General features: G+C 59.5%; 19 protein-coding genes. 4 read left to right on the top strand and 15 right to left on the bottom strand.

Going from position 1 to position 20,594, the window contains the following annotated elements; genetic code table 11:
• Positions 1–127: 127 nt before the first annotated feature.
• Entirely contained in the window at positions 128–1,492 is a 1,365-nt protein-coding gene (locus Q0Z94_RS07355; RefSeq protein WP_298068366.1) for an AAA family ATPase, read from the bottom strand.
• Between the two features lie 227 nt (positions 1,493–1,719).
• Between Q0Z94_RS07355 and Q0Z94_RS07350 the strand changes: the two genes are divergently transcribed.
• A complete protein-coding gene (locus Q0Z94_RS07350) occupies positions 1,720–1,884 on the top strand; it encodes a hypothetical protein (protein ID WP_298068365.1) in 165 nt (54 codons plus the stop codon).
• Between the two features lie 188 nt (positions 1,885–2,072).
• On the opposite strand, the gene Q0Z94_RS07345 is transcribed toward Q0Z94_RS07350, so the two are convergent.
• Together Q0Z94_RS07345 and Q0Z94_RS07340 are read right to left on the bottom strand one after the other, a co-directional pair.
• Entirely contained in the window at positions 2,073–3,032 is a 960-nt protein-coding gene (locus tag Q0Z94_RS07345) for an alpha/beta fold hydrolase (protein ID WP_298068364.1), read from the bottom strand.
• 133 nt (positions 3,033–3,165) lie between these two features.
• Positions 3,166–3,639, bottom strand: a complete 474-nt coding sequence (locus Q0Z94_RS07340; protein ID WP_298068363.1) for a helix-turn-helix domain-containing protein — start codon at positions 3,637–3,639, stop codon at positions 3,166–3,168.
• Between the two features lie 307 nt (positions 3,640–3,946).
• On the opposite strand from Q0Z94_RS07340, the gene Q0Z94_RS07335 reads away from it, so the two are divergent.
• Complete coding sequence (locus tag Q0Z94_RS07335) at positions 3,947–6,532, top strand: heavy metal translocating P-type ATPase (RefSeq protein WP_298068362.1); 2,586 nt, start codon at positions 3,947–3,949, stop codon at positions 6,530–6,532.
• 169 nt (positions 6,533–6,701) lie between these two features.
• On the opposite strand, the gene Q0Z94_RS07330 is transcribed toward Q0Z94_RS07335, so the two are convergent.
• Positions 6,702–8,411, bottom strand: coding sequence for an SEL1-like repeat protein (locus tag Q0Z94_RS07330; RefSeq protein WP_298068361.1), 1,710 nt, complete (start codon positions 8,409–8,411; stop codon positions 6,702–6,704).
• A 382-nt stretch (positions 8,412–8,793) separates the two neighbouring features.
• Positions 8,794–9,996, bottom strand: a complete 1,203-nt coding sequence (locus Q0Z94_RS07325; RefSeq protein WP_298068360.1) for a transposase — start codon at positions 9,994–9,996, stop codon at positions 8,794–8,796.
• Positions 9,997–10,034: 38 nt separating this feature from the next.
• Between Q0Z94_RS07325 and tnpA the strand changes: the two genes are divergently transcribed.
• Positions 10,035–10,433: an IS200/IS605 family transposase gene (gene tnpA / locus Q0Z94_RS07320; RefSeq protein WP_298068368.1), complete on the top strand. Its 399-nt coding sequence runs from the start codon at positions 10,035–10,037 to the stop codon at positions 10,431–10,433.
• Positions 10,434–10,488: 55 nt separating this feature from the next.
• On the opposite strand, the gene Q0Z94_RS07315 is transcribed toward tnpA, so the two are convergent.
• The 8 genes from Q0Z94_RS07315 to Q0Z94_RS07280 form a co-directional block, all read right to left on the bottom strand.
• On the bottom strand, positions 10,489–10,971 hold the full coding sequence (locus Q0Z94_RS07315) for a GNAT family N-acetyltransferase (RefSeq protein ID WP_298068359.1): 483 nt from the start codon (positions 10,969–10,971) through the stop codon (positions 10,489–10,491).
• Between the two features lie 2 nt (positions 10,972–10,973).
• Positions 10,974–11,261 (bottom strand): DUF1778 domain-containing protein, encoded by a 288-nt coding sequence (locus tag Q0Z94_RS07310; RefSeq protein ID WP_298068358.1) that lies wholly within the window; start codon positions 11,259–11,261, stop codon positions 10,974–10,976.
• An 81-nt stretch (positions 11,262–11,342) separates the two neighbouring features.
• Positions 11,343–11,561, bottom strand: coding sequence for a hypothetical protein (locus Q0Z94_RS07305; RefSeq protein WP_298068357.1), 219 nt, complete (start codon positions 11,559–11,561; stop codon positions 11,343–11,345).
• 175 nt (positions 11,562–11,736) lie between these two features.
• Positions 11,737–13,275: a GTPase HflX gene (hflX, locus tag Q0Z94_RS07300; RefSeq protein ID WP_298068367.1), complete on the bottom strand. Its 1,539-nt coding sequence runs from the start codon at positions 13,273–13,275 to the stop codon at positions 11,737–11,739.
• A gap of 188 nt (positions 13,276–13,463) precedes the next feature.
• Entirely contained in the window at positions 13,464–14,057 is a 594-nt protein-coding gene (locus tag Q0Z94_RS07295; RefSeq protein WP_298068356.1) for an IMP cyclohydrolase, read from the bottom strand.
• Between the two features lie 878 nt (positions 14,058–14,935).
• Positions 14,936–15,589: a hypothetical protein gene (locus tag Q0Z94_RS07290; protein ID WP_298068355.1), complete on the bottom strand. Its 654-nt coding sequence runs from the start codon at positions 15,587–15,589 to the stop codon at positions 14,936–14,938.
• Between the two features lie 727 nt (positions 15,590–16,316).
• Positions 16,317–16,943 carry an OmpH family outer membrane protein gene (locus tag Q0Z94_RS07285; protein WP_298068354.1) on the bottom strand — a complete coding sequence of 209 codons (627 nt, stop codon included), beginning with the start codon at positions 16,941–16,943 and terminating at the stop codon, positions 16,317–16,319.
• Positions 16,944–17,087: 144 nt separating this feature from the next.
• Positions 17,088–17,993, bottom strand: coding sequence for an acyltransferase (locus Q0Z94_RS07280; RefSeq protein ID WP_298068353.1), 906 nt, complete (start codon positions 17,991–17,993; stop codon positions 17,088–17,090).
• A gap of 156 nt (positions 17,994–18,149) precedes the next feature.
• On the opposite strand from Q0Z94_RS07280, the gene Q0Z94_RS07275 reads away from it, so the two are divergent.
• Positions 18,150–18,431 (top strand): chorismate mutase, encoded by a 282-nt coding sequence (locus tag Q0Z94_RS07275; RefSeq protein ID WP_298068352.1) that lies wholly within the window; start codon positions 18,150–18,152, stop codon positions 18,429–18,431.
• 221 nt (positions 18,432–18,652) lie between these two features.
• Here Q0Z94_RS07275 and Q0Z94_RS07270 read toward each other — a convergent pair whose 3' ends face one another.
• Positions 18,653–19,693, bottom strand: coding sequence for a phosphoesterase (locus Q0Z94_RS07270; protein ID WP_298068351.1), 1,041 nt, complete (start codon positions 19,691–19,693; stop codon positions 18,653–18,655).
• Positions 19,694–19,915: 222 nt separating this feature from the next.
• Positions 19,916–20,594 (bottom strand): polyprenyl synthetase family protein (locus tag Q0Z94_RS07265; RefSeq protein WP_298068350.1); only part of this gene is annotated, 679 nt, incomplete at its 5' end.

The raw sequence follows: 20,594 nt of genomic DNA, 5'->3' as shown, positions 1-20,594 counted from the left end.
GAGGCGGCGTGTTCGTCAGGCTCTGCCTGCGAACATGGTCACGCCGCCGGAGCGGGGAAAATCTCGTCGCTCCAAACGCGCTGCCGCGCGTGCCTCCGGCGGTCAAGGAAGGGAAAGGCATCCTGTCCTACCGTATCTGCCGGAGGCGGTCTACGGAAGAAAAATCCACCCGGAACGATGGCCTCTCCTCCTGTTTCAGAAACATGCCCATGTACCACGGCAGATAGCGCACCCTGCCCGCAATTTCGACGTTGCCTCTGCAGAACACGCAGGCACTGTCCAGCCCCCAGGCCGCGGCATCAAGGAGATGATCCAGCGCGGCATGGCGCCTGTAGTCCCTGCCGGACTTGATTTCCACGGGCAGGCACTTCCGTCCCTTCTGAAGAAGAAAATCCACTTCGCCGTACTTCTGCCTCGTAAAGTACCAGAGCGGAAAGCCGTTCCGCACCAGCATCTGCGCAAAGACGTTTTCCAGAATGCCGCCCATGTTGACGCTTAAATCGCCGTTCAGAATATCAAACTGGACGTTTTCCAGCCCCGCGGCGCAGAGCAGGCCCGTGTCTCCCATGAACAGCTTGAACAGCGTCCGCTGTTCATTAAAACGCAGCGGCGGCACAGGCTCGTTCACGTTGTAGCAGGGCAGCGCCGCCCCAGCGTCGCAAAGCCAGACGAAACTTTCTTCATACCGCCGTATCCGTGCCGTCTTGTCTATGGACGACAACATGAAACGGCGGTTTTTATCGCTGAGCTGCGCGGGAATGCGATCGAAAATATCCCGAATCTTCTCCCTTCCGGAACGTGCGTATTTTGTGATGTCAAGGCGGTACAGCCGGAGAATGTCCCGCTGCAGAGACACGACCCGCCCCATGTCCCGGCTGCTTACGAACTCCTGCACCACCGCAGGCATTCCCCCCGTGACCACATAGCCCTGAAACAGACGCAGCATGGACTCATGCACCGCAGGCGTCACCGCCGTCCCCGTCTCAAAGGCGTAACGCAGCGCCTCAATAACCTCGCTCCCGATGCCGTTGGCCCAGGCGAACTCCTCCAGATCCATGGGAAACATCTGCCGGATCTCCTCAAAGCCCACCGGATAGGACACGGCCTCCCCACTGTTCACCCCCAGAAGCGAACCGGACTCAATGTAGTCACAACGTCCGTCCTCCACGAGGAACTTGATCGCGGTTCTGGCTTCGGGACACTCTTGTATTTCGTCAAAAAAAATCAGCGTCTCGCCGGGAATGAGCGAAACGCCGAGCAGCGCCGTGAGGCCCAGCAGCACGGTGTCCGCATCCCTGCCAGCCCGGAAGATCTCCGCCGCCCGCGGCGTCTCGAGAAAATTGAGTTCCACAAAGCGCCTGTACCGCTCGCGCCCAAACTGCCGGATGAGCGATGTCTTCCCGATTTGCCGCGCACCGGTGACGAGCAGCGCCTTCTTCTTTGGATTCTCCTTCCATTTCAAGAGAATATCATAAAACTGCCGCCGCAGCATCGCTTCTCCCTTCTCTGATGTGTCACGTTTTTATATTTTTCAAGGCATCTTTTGTCACGTTTTTCGTACTTTTACAAGAGCCTTTTGTCACATTTTCAGCTTTTTCCGGTGTCCAGCCCGTAAAAAAGACCACGGGAGGCGTGTGCGGGGAAAGGACTGGGGAAAGGCAGAAAAGACCCTCTTGCCTTAATCCCTGGCAATGGATACGTTGAATGCAGAGAGGGCGGATGAAAAAGCGAATTCTGGACTGCTTGCAGCTTTCTCTGCAAGGCACCGGCATTGCTGCTTTAGGCACATTGAACATCTATGAGCCAAAGCAGGAAACACTTGTGTCTGGCGGTGTATGTCTGCTGCGCGGACTGATTATCACCTTCTTCACCAAGGAGGTATAGTCATGAGCGTTATGACTATGGCAACTGTTTTTGTCATATGGCTGACAGTGTGCGGTGTGCTTTACGCCAGGTTCGGCAGGTAACCGCATAACCACGGGACGAATTCTTCGAGAGCCGTCCCTTTTCATAGGCCGTTGATATTCCAGCGGTCTTTTTTATGACCGGTGAGCGGGGAAGGACTTGCCCCATCAACGCCACACTTCCTGCAAAAAGCGCACGGCACGGCTTTCCGTGTAGTAGGCGGAACCAGGCTGAACGAAACCGACGTGTCCGCCGTGAGGCGTGACTTCCAGGCTGAGACTGCGGCTCTTTTCAGCTATCTCCCACGGGTAGCAGGACGGCGAGAAAAAGGGATCGTCCGCGGCGAGCAGCATGTACGACGGCACGCTGATGGCAGGCAGGTACGGCAGCACGGTGTTGCTGCTCCAGTAGTCCAGGGCGTCCCGATAGCCGTACAGCGGCGCGGTGAAGCGCCCGTCAAACTCGGCGAAGGTGCAGAAGCGCTCCGCACCCTCCGCGGACGGATAGCCGGGAAAACGTTCCGCCTTCTTCTTCACCTTGGCGCACATGGGCCGCAGAAAATACTGCATGTACAGACGGCAGGACGGCCCGTCCATGACCTGCGCCGCGCCCACGAGGTCACAGGGCACGGAAACCAGCACCGCCGCCCGTACCAGCGGCGAAACCTGCTCCCGCCCCAGATACATCGCCGTCTGCGCCCCGCCCATGCTGAACCCCGCCAGCACCATGGGCCTGTCCCAGGCCTCGGCGAAGCGGATCACCGTGGCCAGATCCGCCGTCTGCCCCATGTGGTACAGCCTGTCCGTGCGGTTCGGCTCCCCGGAACAGCCGCGCATGTTCCACGCAGCCACCGCAAAGCCCTCCGCCAGCAGTACCCGCGCCATGCCCAGAATGTACTTGCGCCGGCTGCTTCCTTCCAGCCCGTGCGTCAGGACCGCCGCGCCGCGCACCTCTCCCGCGGGCTTGTACACATCTACGTCCAGAAAGTCCCCGTCCTCCGTGTCCAGCCGCACCCGCTCCGGCGCAGCTTCCACCGCCACGCGCCGGAACAGCACCGGCCATACCGTGTGTATATGCCCGTTCCGCAGCCACCACGGCGCCCTGTACTTGCTCGATAGTATCGGCATCTTCTCTCTCCTTCCGGGGGAAAATTTAGCGCTGCGGCAGCCATCCGTAAAGATCCTCCGCCGGAGCGGTTAAGGCCGGGAAAGGCAAGTAAGCAGGCTCCCGGGGGACGCCAAGCGCGTGCTGCCGGCCACCTTACCCGCCGCAGGCGCAGCACGCTCCGGCGTTCTCTCCCGCGCCTTTCCGCATGGCCTTCCCCAGCGCCGCATCCATGTCTTCCGCCTCCATATCTTCCGCGGGCAGGGGCTGCATGGAACAGTTCACCTCCAGCCCCCTGCGCCGCAGGTAGCCGCTCCCCCAGTCGTACATCGAGGCCAGCACCGGCCGGATGCTCCGCCCGAAGCTCGTCAGCGCGTATTCCACCCGCGGCGGAACGACCGGATACACCGTGCGTTCCACAAGCCCGTCCTCCTCCAGTTCCCGGAGCTGCTGGGTGAGCATCTTGGGCGTCGCAGCGGGCACAGCCCGGCGCAGCGCGGAAAAACGCAGCGTTCCCGCCATGAGCTTCCACAAAATAAGCGCCTTGTATTTGCCGCCGATAAGCCCCAGCGTCGCTTCCACAGGGCAGTGTGTGCCCGCCCCCTCCGTTTCCGCCGTTCTTTTGGCCATGCCTTGCCTCCCTACCCGTTTCCCGTGCCGGAACCGCCCGGCGCCCGTCACTTCCCTTTCCAGAAAAAACGCCCTGTCCCGCGTCCCCGCATTCCCACAGGAGATGCGCCATGTCACCGGCCCCTCGCTCTTTCCGGGAAAAGCCTTTCCGCGGGTGGACTTTCGGGAAAACGGCAGCCGGACGCCCGTTCCCTTTATGGTATCCTTTCAGGTACTCACTATAAAAAAAGTACGTTCTTGCGCTAAAGACTTTATAGCGGTAAAAGACTGTTACGTCAAATGAGGAACCGATTTTTCGGGAGCGGGTATGAAGAAGGAATATTACAACGTGACGGGCATGAGCTGCGCGGCGTGTTCAAGCCGGGTGCAGAAGGCGGTTTCCGCCCTCGCCGGGGTGACGGATGCCAGCGTCAATCTTCTGAAGAACAGCATGGCCGTCACCTACGATGAATCGGCGCTTTCCGGAGCGGACATCGTGGCGGCGGTGGTCAAGGCCGGGTACGGCGCCTCTCCGCGGGATTCCGACGCCGGGGAAAAGAAGCGCGCGTCCGCCCCCGACCCTGCGGCGGAAGAACTGCGGCGCATGAAGACGCGGCTTTTCGTGTCCCTGCTCTTCACTCTGCCCCTGCTCTACCTGTCCATGGGGCACATGCTGGGGCTGCCGCTGCCCGCTTTCCTGCTGGACGAGCGCAACGCCGTGGCCTGGGCCTTCACGCAGTTTCTGCTGGCCGTGCCGGTGATCGCGGTGAATTTCACATTCTACCGCGTGGGTTTCAAAACGCTGGCAGCGGGTGCGCCGAACATGGACTCGCTCATCGCGCTGGGCTCCGGCGCGGCGGCGCTTTCCGGCGTGTACGCCATCTACACCCTGGCCTTTGCGCTGGGCGCGGGGGACATGGAGACGGTGCGGCGCACGGCCGGGAATCTGTACTTCGAGTCTTCGGCCATGATCCTGACGCTCATCACCCTGGGCAAGACACTGGAAGCCCGCGCCAAGGGCAAGACCTCGGACGCCATCGCGCGGCTCATGGAGCTGGCCCCGCCCACGGCCACGGTGGTCCGCGGCGGCGAGGAGTATATCGTTCCGCTGGAACAGGTGGCAGCGGGCGATGTGCTGGCGGTCAAGGCCGGAGAGCGCGTCCCCGTGGACGGCGTGGTCACGGAGGGGCACGGCATGGTGGACGAATCCGCCCTCACCGGCGAGAGCCTGCCGCAGGAAAAAGTGCCGGGCGACGAGGTGACGGGCGCGACAACGAGTACCTTCGGCCATTTCCTCATGCGCGCCACCCGTGTGGGCAGCGACACCACGCTCGCGCAGATCGTGCGGCTGGTGGACGAGGCCTCTTCCTCCAAAGCGCCCATCTCACGGCTGGCGGACAGGATCAGCGGCGTCTTCGTGCCCGTGGTCATCGCCGTGGCCGTGGCCGCCGCCGCGGTGTGGCTGCTCCTGGGCCACAGCTTCGACTTTGCCCTGTCCATCGCCATCGCCGTGCTGGTCATCTCCTGCCCCTGCGCTCTGGGACTGGCCACGCCCACGGCCATCATGGTGGGCACGGGGCGCGGCGCGGCGGCCGGCATTCTGCTGAAATCCGCGGAAGCCATCGAGACCGCGGGCAGCGTCGATGTGGTGGTGCTGGACAAGACCGGCACGGTCACGGAAGGCAAGCCCGCCGTCACGGACGTTCTGCCCGCCCCGGGCGTGACGGAAGACGAACTGCTCACCTGCGCCGCCTCTCTGGAAAAACTCTCCGAACATCCCCTCGGCGCTGCCGTGATCCGGGAAGCGGAACGCCGCGGGCTGGCCCTTGCCGCGGTCACGGACTTCCGCCAGACCCCAGGACGGGGCATTTCAGGCATCTGCGGCGGCGAAGCGTGCGCCGTGGGCAACGCGCGTATGCTGAGTGAACTCAAACTGGAGTCGCCCCTGACGGCGCGGGGAACGGCGCTGGCCGCGGCGGGCAAGACCCCGCTCTTCTGCATCCGCAAAGGTGCGCTGCTCGGACTCGTGGCCGTGGCCGACGTCCTCAAGCCCACCAGCCGCCAGGCCGTGGCCGAATGGGAAGGCATGGGGCTGGACGTGGTGCTGCTCACCGGTGACAACGCCCGCACCGCGCAGAGCGTGGCGCGCGAGGCCGGTATCAGGACGGTCATTTCCGACGTTCTGCCCCAGGACAAGGAGCGCGAAATCCGCCGGCTTCAGGAACAGGGGAAAAAGGTCGTCATGGTGGGCGACGGCATCAACGACGCCCCGGCGCTGGCGCGGGCCGACGTGGGCATAGCCATCGGCGCGGGCACGGACATCGCCATCGAATCCGCGGACATCGTGCTCATGAAGAACGACCTTCTGGACGCCGTGGCCGCCATACAGCTCAGCCGCGCCGTCATGCGCAACATCCGCGAAAACCTGTTCTGGGCCTTCTTCTACAACGCCGTGGGCATCCCCGTGGCGGCGGGCGCGCTCTACAGCACCTTCGGCCTGCTGCTGAACCCCATGATCGGCGCCGCGGCCATGAGCTTCAGCTCGGTCAGCGTGGTCAGCAACGCCCTGCGCCTGCGCTTCTTCCAGCCAAAGCATCTTTCCCCGCGGGAGGGCGATGCCGGAGCGTCCGGCGAATCCGGGAAAACTGCCGGAGCGGTTCCGGCCAAAGCTCCCGTCCCTTCCGCAACACAGAAAACAAGGAGTCTCCCCATGAAAAGCATCGTCATTGAAGGTATGCACTGCATGCACTGCTCCGGCGCGGTGGAAAAGGCCCTGCGCGCCGTGCCCGGCGTCCGGGAAGTCAGCGTCGATCTCGCCTCCAAAACCGCCACGGTGGAAGCCGAAGGCGTCTCTGACGCCGACCTCAGCAAGGCCGTCACCGACGCCGGCTATGAGGTGGTCAGCGTCAAGTAGGGACTTTTCCTCCGCATACGAAAGGACCGGCCCCCTCCGCCCACTGCTGGGAACCGGTCTTTTCTGCTGTCCCCTAAACCGCCGAGGCGCGAGCGATAGCGGGCAGAGAGCGAAGGCGGCGTGTTTTGCCCTTTTCAGCAGCATGGCGTTTTCTGGAAGAGCCTGACCGTCAATTCATTTCGCTGAGGAATCTCCGTGCCTCGGTGTGCCCTTGGGCTGCGGCTTTCTCCAGCCACATTTTGGCCTGGACATAATCTCTCTGCACACCGTCACCATTCTTGTACATGATGCCGAGATTGTTCTGAGCATTGGGGTCTCCCTGTGCCGCAGCCTTCTCCCACCACGTTCTGGCCATAGCAAAATCTTTCCGCACTCCCTGACCGGCAGCGTACAGAAGACCGAGGTTGTTCTGCGCTGCTGCGTTCCCCTGTGCCGCAGCCTTTTCAAACCACATTTTGGCCTGGGCATAATCCCGTTGCACACCATCGCCGTTCTTGTACATGATGCCGAGATTGTTCTGAGCTCCGGCGTGACCTTGGGCAGCTGCCAGTTCAAACCATGTTTTGGCTTTTGTGTAATCCTTTTGCCCATCACGGCCAGTAGCGTATATGAGACCAAGGTCGTTCTGGGCAGCGGCTTTTTTCAAATTTGTTTCGGCCTCGGCCTTTTCCCTATCTGTTCCTCCAATGGCTGCTCTTTGCGCCTCGGCCTTCTCAAACCACATTCTAGCCTTTGCGTTGTCCTGTTCCACTCCTTCGCCGTTTGCGTACATATAGCCGAGCCGAAACTGGGCAGCTGCAACTCCCTGCGCCGCGGCTCCTTCAAAGCACTGTCTGGCCAAGGTGTAGTCCTGCTGCCCTCCCTGACCAAGCTCGTACATATAGCCAAGGTAATACTGAGCGAAGGCATTTCCCTGTGCCGCAGCCTTTTCATACCACATTCTGGCCGCTGCATAGTCCTGCGGCACTCCCTGGCCGCTAGAATACATATAGCCGAGATTGTTCTGCGCATCGGCATTTCCCTGTGCCGCTGCTTTCTCATACCACATTTTTGCCGTTGCATAATTCTGCTGTACGCCATCGCCTCCCGCATACATAAGGCCAAGGCTAAATTGGGCGTTGTCGTCTCCCTGTGCTGCGGCCTTTTCATACCATTCTCTGGCCTTGACGTAGTCCTGCGGCACGCCCTCGCCATTGTAGTACAGAGTTCCAAGACTGTATTGAGCGACGGCATACCCCTGTGCTGCGGCTTTTTCGTACCAGATTTTAGCCGTTGCATAATTCTGCTGCACACCGTCGCCTCTCGCATACATAAGGCCAAGGCTATACTTAGCAAAGGTGTTACCTTGTGCCGCGGCTATTTCAAACCACTGTCTGGCCATGTCATAATCCTGCGGCACACCTTGGCCATAATAATACAGGGCACCAAGATTGTACTGGGCAGCGACGTTCCACTGTGTCGCGGCTTTTTCATACCAGATTTTAGCCGCTGCATAGTCCTGCCTTACGCCATCACCTCTCGCATACATAAGGCCAAGGCTATACTGGGCGTTGGCAGCTCCTTGGGCTGCGGCCTTTTCATACCAGGCCTTGGCCATGGCATAGTCCTGCAGAACTCCATGTCCATTGTAGTACAGAGCCCCAAGGTTGTATTGAGCAACGGCGTACCCCTGGGCCGCGGCTTTTTCGTACCAGGTTTTAGCCGCTGTATAGTCCTGCAGCGTCTCCTGTCCGAAATAGTACATAGAGCCTAGGGAGTTCTGAGCGTCGGGATCTCCCTGTTCAGCCTTCGTCATAAGCTCTTCAAACGTTGCGGAATATGCGTCCAGCGGGCAAAGAATCTGAAATATCAGGATAAGCGCCCCAAGCAATGTTTTCATGGTTCTCTCCTTGCAAGCCGTTATCTTCTGGTCTAGCTGGTTTTGCACTTCCAGTCAACGAAAACGCCTTATCCGGACGGCACTGAAGGCAAACATGGTCATGCCGCCGGAGCGGGGGTGGTCGAGGGGGCGTCGCTCCCAACGCGTTGCCGCATGTACCTCAGGAGAATAAAAATGGCAGGAAATACCTTGCTCATTTTCCAGGTTGTCATCCCGAAAGATGCTTTTCAGCCATACGTCTAGCGACATTCCGGCAAAAGTCAGCAAGAGGCTCACTTTTCATCTTAAATTATCCCCTTTCGTTAGATGCAAAAGTTTTCTTTGCATCTTTCATTGACATCCTCCCCCGCCTAAAGTCTGGGGATTCCTATCGGTAGCGGCTCTAACGAGCCGCACCATAGGCGGGTTCCTGCTTCAACACGGGCGCTTGAACCCTTCCCGCTCCACAGGCTGACACGGCATGCCCTGCCGCCAGAATGTTCAACGCCGCGTTGTAGTCGGCATGGCATTCAAATCCACAAGCTGTACACTTGAATTTTGCTTGTGTCTGTCTGTTCTGCTTATCTGTGCAGCCGCATTGGCTGCACGTCTGGCTCGTGTACTCTGGTGAAATGACAAGCAGAGTTCCACCAAGCCAGGCCAGCTTGTAGGCCAGCTGCCTCCTGAACTCGAACCAGCCCTGATCCAGTATGGACTTATTCAGAGCCGCTTTTGCACGCACATTTTTCCCCGGCGCTTCAAGCGTACCGGCTGCCGAACGCGACATGTTCCGCACTTTCAAGTCTTCCAGCACAACAAGAGCGTGGTTTTTGCTGATTGCCGTGGTTGTTTTGTGCAGAAAATCGTTGCGGGCATTGGCTATTTTGTGGTGCAAGCGCTGGATTCGGGCTTTGAGTTTCTGCCAGTTGGCGGAAAACTTTACGCGTTTTGCCATCTTGCGCTGAAGTTTCGCCAGCTTCTTTTCATACTTGCGAAAACTGTTAAGCGGCTTGATGGAAGATCCATCGGAGAGCGTTGCAAAACAGGCAACACCCATATCTATGCCAACAGCACTTTGCGAAATGTGTACAGGATGGGGAACTTCCCGTTCCGTCTGGATGGAAACGAACCATGTACCGGCAGACAGAGAAACCGTTACCTGTTTCGGTGTTCCTTCTGTCTTGCGGCTTTTCCGGTAGCGAACCCATCCGATTTTGGGAAGAAATATGCGGCTGTTACTTTCATCCAGCTTGAAACCCTGCGGATAGCGGAAAGCATCATGTACGCCCTTCTTCTTGAAGCGCGGGAAATCAGCACGTTTCGCAAAGAAATTCTGATAGGCTCTGTCCAGGTCTTTTAACGCCTGCTGCAATATTTGAGCGTGGGCTTCGGCAAGGAAAGATGTATCGTCTTCCTTCTTCCACTCTTTCAGTTTTCCAGCCAGTGCATAGTAACCAAAGCGTTTTCCGCCTGCTTCATAGTTTTCCTTTTCCAGTGCAAGAGCCTTGTTCCAGAGAAAGCGGCAGCATCCGGCAAAACGCCGCATGAGGCTTTCCTGCCCTGATTTTGGACGGAGCTGAAACTTGTAGGCTTGCAACCTTTTCATAGCGGAATTATCGTTGGCCCACGGAAAAAGTCAAGGATATCAGGCAGGGAAGACACTGCGTATTTCTCCTTCACGCCCATTTGGTCTTTGTTACAAGGTGCCGGTATGGCGTCTTTACAAAGGCCGTTCTTGATGATCTGAAGGAAATCTTTGCCAGTGTCTGCCATGATTTTGAAGTCGAACTCGTCGAATTTGACGGGGAAGACGGTCATGTTCATCTGCTGGTGACGTATCCGCCAAAAGTTGCGCTATCGTCCCTGGTTAACAGTTTGAAAGGCGTGTCCAGCAGATTGATCCGCAAAAGAGGCTATCCTTCAATTCAGCAAAAACTCTGGGGCAGCTCTCTCTGGTCTCCAAGTTATTTTGCGGGCAGCTGCGGCGGGGCGCCTATCTCCATACTGCGGCAATATATCGAATCGCAAAGAACACCGTCTTAAAGGCAAAAATTCCAGTCAAGGTGCGCCTTATATCCTCCTCCTGAAGGGAGAGGTTTTACGGCGCGTTGGATAAAAGAAGAAGCTGTTGCTCTCTCACTGGAGAAATTATGAACCCATACTTCATATAAAATTCTTTTGCCGAATTATTGAGAGGATGTACAAGTATTGCACGAATACCGACATTTTCAGACAGGACGAGCGTTTTCAACACTGCCTCACGGAGCATTGAACCTCCAACACCCTTTCGTTGCCAGCGCTTGTCTACTGCCAATCGTGCCAGCAGAATAACGGGTATGGGGAATTGTCCCATTCCTTTTGCTATTCTGGCTGGCGCCTCCATCACATCAATTTGTCCCACAGTAAGACTGAAGTATCCGGCCACAATACCGGTCTCCGTAAGAACCACAAAGGTTTTCGCCGAACCTGCATGATGAGCCTGAAGCGCATGGTGGATAAGCCAATGATTCAAGGACTCAACGCCGCAGTCAAACGATGAGACATCATGAGTACGAGAAAGGGGCTGAGGTCGAAGAAGCATCACTACTCCCAGGGCGGCTTTTGATCGCGCAGCCGGCGCAGTCCTTCCGTCTCGATCGCGGGCGCGTCCAGGAGTTCCAAAATCTTAGTCCCGACCTCGGAGGAAACCCCAAAGAAGCGCTGATCAAGCAAGGTTTCTTCGGCAGTACGACAGGCGCTATCCAGGATGAAATCGGTCAGAGATTTATGGGACGCAGCCGCTGCACACCGAAGCAAGTGCTCTTGAGCCGGCGTTGTCCTGATACCGATACGGCCTGACCGAGGTTCTGAATGACTGATTGCAATTGCCATCTAACGCTCCTTTTGCTTTATGTTAGTACAACATACTCACAAGGGCAAGTCTTTTCAGCTTTTTTCAAATTTCAAATCCCGTCAGGGTGTATCACGGGAGACAGGAAGACAAAGCTCTTTCCCCTCCTCAACCTGCGGAGCAGCGAGCTGTAGCGAGCAGGGAGCGGACGTGTTTGTCCGGCCATAGCCTGCAAACATGGTGACGCCGCCGGAGCTGGGGGAAGTGTGCGCGAGCGTCAGCGAGCTGATAGCGAGCTGGCCGCGCACAATCGGGCAAAGCGTGAAAAGGCAGAAAGGCATCTTGTTTTTCCTGCCGGAAAACGCGAAGAGTGCCGAACTTCCAATTCGGCAAAGACACCCTTTGGCCACCTTATCCGCCGAAACGGGGGACGCCGCCGGAGCGGGGTAAGTCTCGCCGCTCCAGACGCGCTGCCGCATATGCCTCAGGCGGATAAGGTGGGGGACTCAAACGGTGTTAATCTGCCCGCTGCCGCTCTTGTCTTTTGCGGCTGGCCTTCTCGAAATCCTGCCAGCGCTGCGGCTCGTGCCGGCGCAGTCCGTCCTCGAAAAACGCCTTTTCCACGGCGCGGGCGACTTCGGCCAATCCCGCTCCCGTGAGTGCGGACACGGGCAGCGCGTCCGGCCGGGCGGCTGTGAGGTCAAGACGTGCGTCCGCAGACACGCGGTCCCACTTGCTGAACAGGGTAAGGCGCGGCACACTGCCAAGCCCCATGTCGTTCAAAATGCGTTCCACCGCCTCCATCTGCTGTTCCCGCCCGGGGTGCGAGGCGTCCACCACATGGATGAGCAGATCCGCGGCTTCCAGCTCTTCCAGCGTGGCGCGGAAAGCCTCGGTGAGTTCACGGGGCAGGCTGCGGATGAAACCCACGGTGTCGGCCAGCACGATTTCCCGCTCCTCGGGGAAGCGCAGGCGGCGCGTGGTGGGATCGAGGGTGGCGAAGAGCTTGTCTTCGGCCAGCACGTCCGCATGGGTGAGAGCGTTGAGCAGCGTGGACTTGCCCGCGTTGGCGTAGCCCACCAGCGCGGCGACGGGCAGGCCCTGACGTTCCCGCCGGGCACGGATGTGGAAGCGCTGACGGCGCAGGCCGGCAAGGTCGCGGCGGATGCGGGAGATGCGTTCACGCACACGGCGGCGCTCCAGTTCCAGCTGCGTCTCACCGCTGCCCTTGTTGCCGAAAATGCCCCCGGCCAGTCTGTCCAGAGAACGGTGCTTGCCCGCGAGGCGCGGCAGGGCGTACTGAAGCCGGGCCATTTCCACCTGCAGCTTGCCGGCGCGGGTCACGGCGTGGCGGGCGAAGATGTCCAGAATGAGCTGAGTGCGGTCCATGACGCGGCGTTCCGTGACTTCGGCAAGGCCGCTCTGCTGGGCGGGACTGAGTTCGCCGTCGAAGATGATGAGCGAGTCCTGCCCCTGAAGCGCCAGTACCTCCAGCTCGGCCAGCTTGGTTCTGCCGAGTATGTGCCGGGGATGGATGGCCGCCACGCGCTGGATCATGGTGTCCGTGACCGTGATGCCTGCGGTGCGCGCCAGTTCTGCCAGCTCTTCCAGATTCCGCTCCTGCACGCTGCGGGGTTCGGGAGACACGGAGACCAGCACGGCCCGAGTCCCGCCCTCCTCCGCTCCGATGCGGACGGCGCCGTCCAGAACGCGGCTGAATTCCTCTTCCAGTGCCTCGGCCTGCGCCGTGAAATCCGTGGTCACTCTGTCCCAGGGGATCAGGGCTTCGGTACGAAAGCCGGATGCGTCCTCGCCCGGCACGGGCGGCATGAGGTGGGCGCTCTGGAACATGCCGGGCTGCCCCCACTCGTCCACGGTGAGCACGCTCACGGAGTCGAGGCGCAGAAAGAGCAGATCCATGAGGTCTTCGCGGGAAAGACCATCGGGCGTGAGGTGGGTGTGCAGAAGGCGCAGACCGCGCAGGCGCCCTGCCCCGCTGCGGGCACGCGGCAGTTCGGGGATGAGGATGGAGGATGTGTCCCCCACGATGACCATGTTCACGCGCCCCTGCCGGTCAAGGGCCAGGCCGATCTGACGGGAAAGCAGGCGCGACAGAGCCGCCAGCTCCCGCGCCTGTTCCGGGCTGTACCCTCCGGCCGGGGGATAGCGCCGCTGGGACAGACGGTCGAGAGCCTTCAGTTCGCTGGGCTTGAGCCCTGAGGTGTGGCCTTCGACGCGGGCGGCTATCGTTCGCCTCCGGCCATCCACTCGGCGATCATGCCGTCATAGGCGGAAGTGGCGCGGAAGGTGGCCGCGGCCATGCGGCGGCGGAAGGCAAGGCTGACGCCGCCCTTTTCGATTTCGGCCATGGCCTCGGCGTAGTAGCTGGGGTCAGACAGCACGAGGATGCTGTTGAAATTTTTGGAAGACGCGCGCAGCAGACAGGGCCCGCCGATGTCGATCTCCTCCACCATGGCGGCGGGGTCGAGATGCTTGTCAAGGGCGGAGCGGAAGTCGTAGAGGTTGACGACCACCATGTCGAAGGGCTTGATGCCGAGGGAGTTCAGGGTCTCCATGTGCTCCGGCAGATCCTTGTTGGCGAGGATGCCGCCGTGGATGTGCGGATGCAGGGTCTTGACGCGGCCGCCGAGGATTTCGGGGAAGCCGGTGACGTCGCTCACCGCGGTCACGGGCAGGCCCTGTTCCTTGAGAAAACGCATGGTTCCGCCGGTGGACACCAGCTCCACGCCCTTGTTATGCAGAAAAGCGGCGAATTCCGCCAGACCGTCCTTGTGCGTCACGCTTACGAGCGCACGCCTGATGGGAAGAAGATCCATCGCAGCCCCCTTACGCTTGCCTGATTGATGTGCTTGCCGCATACGCCCGTTACGCATCTCATGGGTACGCTATGGATACGCCCGGGCAGCGAGTCTGAATTTTGCCAGAGCCTGGCGGGATTGGCAAGAAGGAAACGAGGCTTTTTGCGCAGACGCGGGGAAAAGACGAACGCAGCGCAAAAGAGTAAAATTTTGCTCGTATCAGGATAGAATATTATTTTTGAAAATAATTTTCAATACTAATTCTGCATATTGCCGGCGGTGCAACCATGTTCGCAGGCTATGTCCGGACGAACACGCCGCCTTCGCTATCAGCGGCATATGTGCCGCGCCTCCGGCGATTATCGAGAGGGATGGTCAAGGCAGGATTAGCAATAATGTAGCAAAGCCCTTCAGAGTGGGGTGGGGTTCTATCGGCCTGAAGGCCGAGGTCTCAAACCATAAAGGAAGCAAGATGAAAATGGATTTCATCAGCTTCGCCGTCTTGTCGATTCCGCTTTTCCTTTTTTGGGGAGGGGGAGGGCTCAAACCACAAGGGAATTTTTGATGGAGAACGCCCTTATCCCGTGGCACGTTGGCACGGAAGCCAATTCCGGCTAGCCCTTCCCTGAGTTCCGTTGCTTCCCTCTGCTCTGCTCCCAGGGACTGGCGCAGTCTTCGTGCTGACGTGAACGCTGCCGCTGTTTGCAGTGGAAGCAACTTTTTAACTTCATCAGCACGCTGAAAATGATTTTCAACGGCAATAAGGTGCCAATTTTATTCTCCTCGGGCGCAGTCCTGCACACCAGCAAGGCAGAACCTGTTTCCGCGGGCGAGGCCGTCTGGCGCGAAGGGCAGAAGACTGTTTTCCCGCGCAGGCACCGAAGGTACGCCCTGCCTTAATTCCCCTGCCGGCGCTGCCGTTCCGCCCAGACGCGGAACGCCGTTTCCCATGCGCGGAAGGAAGGAATATCTGCATTTTCTTCCACAGGCTGCCTCTCAGCTCCAGCTCCCTGCGCGGCCTTTGTGCCCAAGAGGGCGGTTTCAGCACCTCCTGCGGGTTCGGTGCCGGGCGCATGTTCCGCGGCTTCCGTTCCTCTCACAGCTCTCACAGTCTCAAGGTCTCCGGCAGGGGCGCGTTCCAGCGTGTCTCCCGTTTCCGCGGGAGGGACGTTGACGCTTGTCTCCCCGTCGGCGAGTTCCTGCACCCAGCTCTGGAAGAGGTCGATGCTGCGGCGGAAGGCGGCGTCTTCCGCGAGCTTTGCCACAGCCTGCGTGAGTTCCGTGCCGTCATGCGCCATGTCCGCAGCCGCGGCGAGGTAGTGAAAAATCACGCTGCGGGAACGCTCCATGGAGACCTCCCGCCCCCGCAGTCCTTCCAGAATCCCCGAAAGCTGCGGCTCCTCGCGGCGGGAACGGGCGGCTGCGGCTTCCGGTACGGTGATGGCCGCGGCAGTCTCCCCGGCTTCGGAAGCAGGGGCGTCCTCCAGAAAGTAAAACCTCAGCCACTGCTCATAGTGCAGGGCTTCCAGAAAGCGCTCGGAAAAGGTCATGGCAGCTCCAGCGATGGGATTGTGTAAGGCAGCAACGTGCTGATGGGGAGAGGTATGTTTACCCTGCAGGAAAGACAAGATGCCTTTCTGCCTTTTCACGTTTTGCCGGCGGCGTAACCATGTTCGCAGGCAGAGCCGGACAAACACGTTCGCTATCTGCTCGCGCCGTCCAGCAGCAAGACGTTTGCTTACTTGCCTTTCCCTTCCTTATCCGCCGGAGGCGCGAGCGTTAGCGCGCTTGGAGCGACGAAACCCTCCCCATCATAGAAGAGGCGGGCGAGGAGCGGAAGTAAGGTCACGCGGAGCGCCTCCTTAACCGCCGGCCGCGCGGCGCGTGCGCCGCTGATAGTGAGCTTGCCGCGCACAATCGGGCTTCGCCCGGTGCGCATGGTTGCGGTAAGCGAACGGGGAAGGCCGCGCGGCGAAGCTGCACGAGGCGCGATCCCGGCTGCCCCGCTCCGGCGGCGTAACCATGTTTGCAGGCTATGTCCGGACAAACACGCCGCTGCGCTATCAGCTCGCTGACGCTCGCGCGGCTGCCCCGTTCCGGCGGTTAGGGATGTGGCCGAAGGGAACCTTTCGCCGAACTGGAAGTTCGGCTGCCTTTCGCATTTCCTGCCGGAAAGGCGTTGCCCTTCCCCGCTCCGGCGGTCTGAGGAAGGAAAAAGCCACAAGAACCCGCCGTCACGAAGTACGGCGGGTCGTTATGCAAAAAGGGGGAGAATCCCTACTTCGCGGGCGCGCTGGTCTCAGGCGCGGCGGGGGCAGGCTCTTCCTTCAGGGGAGTTTCCTGGGGCGTTTCTGCGGGTTCGGCGTTGGCCGGTTCCGGCAGAGGCGGCATTTCCAGGGAAGGCAGGGGTCCGAAGTCGGGCTTTGCCTGATCCACCAGGGTCTGAATCGCGGCGGTAATGTCTGCCGCCGGGCTGACGGAAACCAGTGCCTCGGAAGGGAACACGCCGAGCAGTCCGTGTTCTTCACGGTATTTGTCAAAAGCCTTGGTCAGTTCGGTCTGAACCACGTTGGAGACGTGTTCCTGATCCTGCTTGACGACATTCTGGAGGAAGTAAACGTGGGCCTGAAGATCCTTCTCGAGCTTTCCGGCCGCGGCTTCGTCCTTGGCGGCGCGGGCCTTTTCCAGTTCGTCCTGAAGGCCCTTGAGCGTACCCATGGCCTTATTTTGAAGGTCATTCAGCCGTTCCATGCCCGCCTTGCCAAGATTGCTGTCCTGATAGAGCTTGGAAAGCTGAACCACGCCGAACTGCGGAGCGGGTTTCTGGGGCTGTTCTTCGTTGCAGCCGCCCAGCAGAGCGAGAAGAGAAACAATAACCGCGGCAGAAGCCAGGTGTTTGTTCATGTCGGAATCTCCGTAAGGTAAACAGTGCCCAGCCTTCGCCTGAATGCGCAGGAAACGGACGGGCCTTTTCTTTGGGTACCCTTTTTTCCTGCCGGGGGCAATGGGAAAAGCGCCGGGGCAAAAAATTTTCCCAGTGCCTTGCGCTCAAGCGCTTTCACCATCCCATTCATTCCGGGCATAGGCTCCGCTTTCGTCAACACTTCTCCAGGTAACGCCGGTCTTCACCACCTTCGCCGGATTTCCGGCAATGACGCAATGCTCCGGCGGGCAGCTCAGCCCTGCCGCGGCATAAAACTTCCGGCTGACAACGCTGCCCCAGCCAACGATGCTGTCCCGTCCAAGTTCAACGTCTTTCAGCAGTGTTGCCCGTTTTCCTATCCAGCAGTGATCGCCTATTTTCAATCCCTTAACCTTGTTGATGATTTTGCCGCTCTGGAGATCATATATGGGATGACCGTCCGTATGAAAAAGATTTGTTTCACTGGAAAATATACATTCTTCGCCTATCTCGATAGAAGTATTTGACTGGCAGGTAAAAATTCTACAACTTTCAAAACTTGTATTTTTTCCTATGTACAATACTGCATTTTTTATCTTTTTATGAATTCCACCAGCCAGAAAAATTTCAAGCAAATCGTTAACTTTGACATTTTCTTCAAAAATAACAGTGCAATTATCACCTTCTATATGCATATGAACTTTTCCAGTAAATCCTTTTTTGATAACAATCTTATTATTCTTACCTTCTATATGAAGATCGACATATTTCTTATTTTCTTCAGCTATCTGTATATCATTCTCTTGAGCGCAATGCTCCAGACGCGCAAGACAGCGGAATTCCTGCCGTCTTTTTCTTGAAGGAATAAAGCTGGCAAGCAGGTTTACCATAATTTTATTCACTATAACACCTCCACTATTTTTTACAGAAAAATAGACAATACCCTCTGTCCGTGTCAAGACGTACCCAGTCATAAGGCAGGAGAGGTCTATGGCATCGTGTGTTTCCCCCAACTGCCGAACGGCACGAGCGGAAGCGAGCAGATAGCGCACGTGTTTGTCCGGACATAGCCTGCAAACATAGTCACGCCGCCGGAGCGGGGAAGGAAAAAGCACGTTGTCTTTCCCCGCCCTTGACAGCACTGCGGCCTTGGCCGAACATGACGCAAGGCGCGAGGCGCCGCACACTCTTGCAAGGACGTGTCACCGATGGACGCAAAGGAACAGGAAATAGAAAAACTGCGGGCGGAGATTGACGCCCTGGATGACGAAATGCTCGAACTTGTGCGCCGGCGTTTCAACCTGAGCCGCCGCATCATGACCGATGAGCACCGCTTCGGTATGCCTGTGGAAGTCTTCAGCCATGCGCGGGAACAGCAGACTCTCGACCGCCTGAAAAAGCTCAACGAGGACTCGGACTGCCCCATGCGCAGTGCTCACATCGGCAATATCTGGCAGATGATCTTTTCCTGCACCCGCGTGGGCTGGTAGGCCGCCCTTTCTCCCTCTGCGGGAACTTTTGAAAGGCAGGGAAAGGCATCTTGTTCTTCCTGCCGGAAAAACGTAAAGAGTGCCGAACTTCCAGTTCGGCGAAAGACACCTGCCGGCCACCTCCCTAAGCGCCGGAGGCGCTCCCCTTCCTCAACCTGCGGAACAGAGAGCGGCAGCGGCGGTTAAAGGAAGAGAACGGCAAGGAAGCAAACGCCTGGCGGTCAAAGCACGTCCCCGCTCCGGGCGCGGCTGGCACTTTGGCAGCGTTCGGCGGCTTCGTGGACGCAGCGAAACGTGAAGGCCTCTGCGTCTTCCCTTCCGCCCTCTTCCTTCTTCGGCAGGTTCTTCAGAGCCATTTCCGCGCGCGCCATGGCCGCGTGACCGCCGCCCGTCCCAAGCCCCTCGAAGGTCAGCGCCGCCACTGCTCCGAGGTTCAGGCGCTCCCCGCCGCCGCGGAAGATGGCGACAAGGCGTCCGCCGCTCTCGCCGCACACCGCCACCCAGCGCAAACCGAGCACTCTGAGGAAGAAATCCGCCACCACCACCAGAAGGTCGGCGCTGCCCACCCGCCCAAGCCAGGTGTAGCGGCCGCGGCCGCAGGGGCGCATACTCTCGATGGCCCGGGAAAAATACGGCAGCCACTGGGGCAGGTATTCACTGCGCAGGATGCGTTCCAGAAGCGCCGTGTCCGCAAAACGGGCGAGGTACTGATAGGCGCGCAGGTCGGTGTCCGTGCAGTGACGGCTGAAGGTTCCCGTGTCCGTGCGGATGCCGTACTGAAGCGCTGTGGCGAGGAGCCGCCCGGGGCGCAGCCCCGCTCCGTACAGATATTCCGTCATCATGGTGCTCACGGAGCCGTAGGACGGGCGTATGTCCTGAAAGACCGCCTGCGGGCCGTCTTCCTCCGGCGGCGCGGGATGGTGATCGATGAGGATGGCATAGTCCACGTCCGGGAAGAAGGGGCTGTGCGACGGCTGGGAATCCACCATGGCAAAGCGCTGCGCCTGTCCCCGGAGCGCCTCGCGCCAGCGCAGGACAGGAAGGTGCAGGTGGCGGATCATGGCCAGATTGTCCGGCCGCGAAATCTTGTTCACATGGGCGATGGTCACGCTGCGCACACGGGTGCGCATGAGGCGTTTCAAAGCCAGCGCACTGGCGAGGGCGTCGGGATCCGCCATGATGAGTATGCACCAGTCATCGTCACGGCAAAACAGCTTCTGCATTTCTGCAAGCTGCTGCGAAACCACACGAAAATACGCCATGTTTCCATCTCCGGCCAGCCTGTTCTTCCGGCTGGCTCCGCAGCCGCCGGACAGAGGGCGCGCGGATGGCCTCTCCTTATAAGAGAGGGTAGAGAGCGTACAGGGAAAAGAATTCCACCGGCTTTGCCAGGTTGTCCATCACTCCTTTCCTCCTGAGGCGGGGAGCTTGATCCCCAAGGAAACTTTTGCTGAAGGCCTCCCGTAAGGTCCGGGAACGGCGGTTCAGGAAGCGCGTTTGCGGACGAACTCCAGCGCCTCCCTGAAAACCTTGTGCGGCTGGCCGCTCTCCGGAACGCTCTCGAGGCTGGCTTCCGCCCTGTCCAGGTAGACGCCGGCAAGGGCGCGGGCCTCGGCATCGAAACCAAGGCGGCGTATGTCCGCGGCAATGCGTTCCCGGTCTTCAGGCGTGAACGTGCCCTTCTCGAACTTCCCGCGAAAGGCGTCCCGTTCCACATGCGGCAGAAAGTCCAGGTACTTCATGACGGGCGGCGTGAGCTTGCCTTCGGTGAGGTCGCCCGCCGCTGGCTTGCCCGTGACCGCGGGGTCGGCGAAGTCCAGCGCGTCATCCACGATCTGGAAGGCGATGCCGAGGTTCAGTCCGTACTCGGAAAGCGCCTCCGTCTGCGCTTCCGGCGCGCCGGCAAAGAGCGCTCCCAGGCGGCAGGAACTCTTGATGAGCCACCCCGTCTTGCCCGCGGCGATGCGCTCGTATTCGTCCATGCCGTGGGTCAGGGAATGCTGAAGGGCCATTTCCCGCGCCTCGCCCTCCGCGGTCATGAGCACCGCCTCGGACACGCAGGAAAGCAGTGCCGGGACGCCGAATGCCGCCGTGCGGTGACTAGCGGCGGCCAGAAGCGCGTCGCCCGCGAGTATGGCCTGTGCCGTGCCGTAGACAACGTGC

The sequence above is a fragment of the uncultured Mailhella sp. genome (genome assembly GCF_947631555.1).
Classification (GTDB): Bacteria; Desulfobacterota; Desulfovibrionia; order Desulfovibrionales; family Desulfovibrionaceae; genus Mailhella.
Note: the sequence above shows the minus strand (reverse complement) of the source record. Positions and strands in the feature narration are given on the sequence as shown.

What these genes read in the sequence shown, in the direction of transcription:
- Q0Z94_RS07355 (WP_298068366.1), bottom strand. Translation starts at nt 1,492, where the DNA reads ATGCTGCGGCGGCAGTTTTATGATATTCTCTTGAAATGGAAGGAGAAT.
- Q0Z94_RS07350 (WP_298068365.1), top strand. Translation starts at nt 1,720, where the DNA reads ATGAAAAAGCGAATTCTGGACTGCTTGCAGCTTTCTCTGCAAGGCACC.
- Q0Z94_RS07345 (WP_298068364.1), bottom strand. Translation starts at nt 3,032, where the DNA reads ATGCCGATACTATCGAGCAAGTACAGGGCGCCGTGGTGGCTGCGGAAC.
- Q0Z94_RS07340 (WP_298068363.1), bottom strand. Translation starts at nt 3,639, where the DNA reads ATGGCCAAAAGAACGGCGGAAACGGAGGGGGCGGGCACACACTGCCCT.
- Q0Z94_RS07335 (WP_298068362.1), top strand. Translation starts at nt 3,947, where the DNA reads ATGAAGAAGGAATATTACAACGTGACGGGCATGAGCTGCGCGGCGTGT.
- Q0Z94_RS07330 (WP_298068361.1), bottom strand. Translation starts at nt 8,411, where the DNA reads ATGAAAACATTGCTTGGGGCGCTTATCCTGATATTTCAGATTCTTTGC.
- Q0Z94_RS07325 (WP_298068360.1), bottom strand. Translation starts at nt 9,996, where the DNA reads ATGAAAAGGTTGCAAGCCTACAAGTTTCAGCTCCGTCCAAAATCAGGG.
- Q0Z94_RS07315 (WP_298068359.1), bottom strand. Translation starts at nt 10,971, where the DNA reads ATGCTTCTTCGACCTCAGCCCCTTTCTCGTACTCATGATGTCTCATCG.
- Q0Z94_RS07310 (WP_298068358.1), bottom strand. Translation starts at nt 11,261, where the DNA reads ATGGCAATTGCAATCAGTCATTCAGAACCTCGGTCAGGCCGTATCGGT.
- Q0Z94_RS07305 (WP_298068357.1), bottom strand. Translation starts at nt 11,561, where the DNA reads ATGCCTTTCTGCCTTTTCACGCTTTGCCCGATTGTGCGCGGCCAGCTC.
- hflX (WP_298068367.1), bottom strand. Translation starts at nt 13,275, where the DNA reads ATGGTCATCGTGGGGGACACATCCTCCATCCTCATCCCCGAACTGCCG.
- Q0Z94_RS07295 (WP_298068356.1), bottom strand. Translation starts at nt 14,057, where the DNA reads ATGGATCTTCTTCCCATCAGGCGTGCGCTCGTAAGCGTGACGCACAAG.
- Q0Z94_RS07290 (WP_298068355.1), bottom strand. Translation starts at nt 15,589, where the DNA reads ATGACCTTTTCCGAGCGCTTTCTGGAAGCCCTGCACTATGAGCAGTGG.
- Q0Z94_RS07285 (WP_298068354.1), bottom strand. Translation starts at nt 16,943, where the DNA reads ATGAACAAACACCTGGCTTCTGCCGCGGTTATTGTTTCTCTTCTCGCT.
- Q0Z94_RS07275 (WP_298068352.1), top strand. Translation starts at nt 18,150, where the DNA reads ATGGACGCAAAGGAACAGGAAATAGAAAAACTGCGGGCGGAGATTGAC.
- Q0Z94_RS07270 (WP_298068351.1), bottom strand. Translation starts at nt 19,693, where the DNA reads ATGGCGTATTTTCGTGTGGTTTCGCAGCAGCTTGCAGAAATGCAGAAG.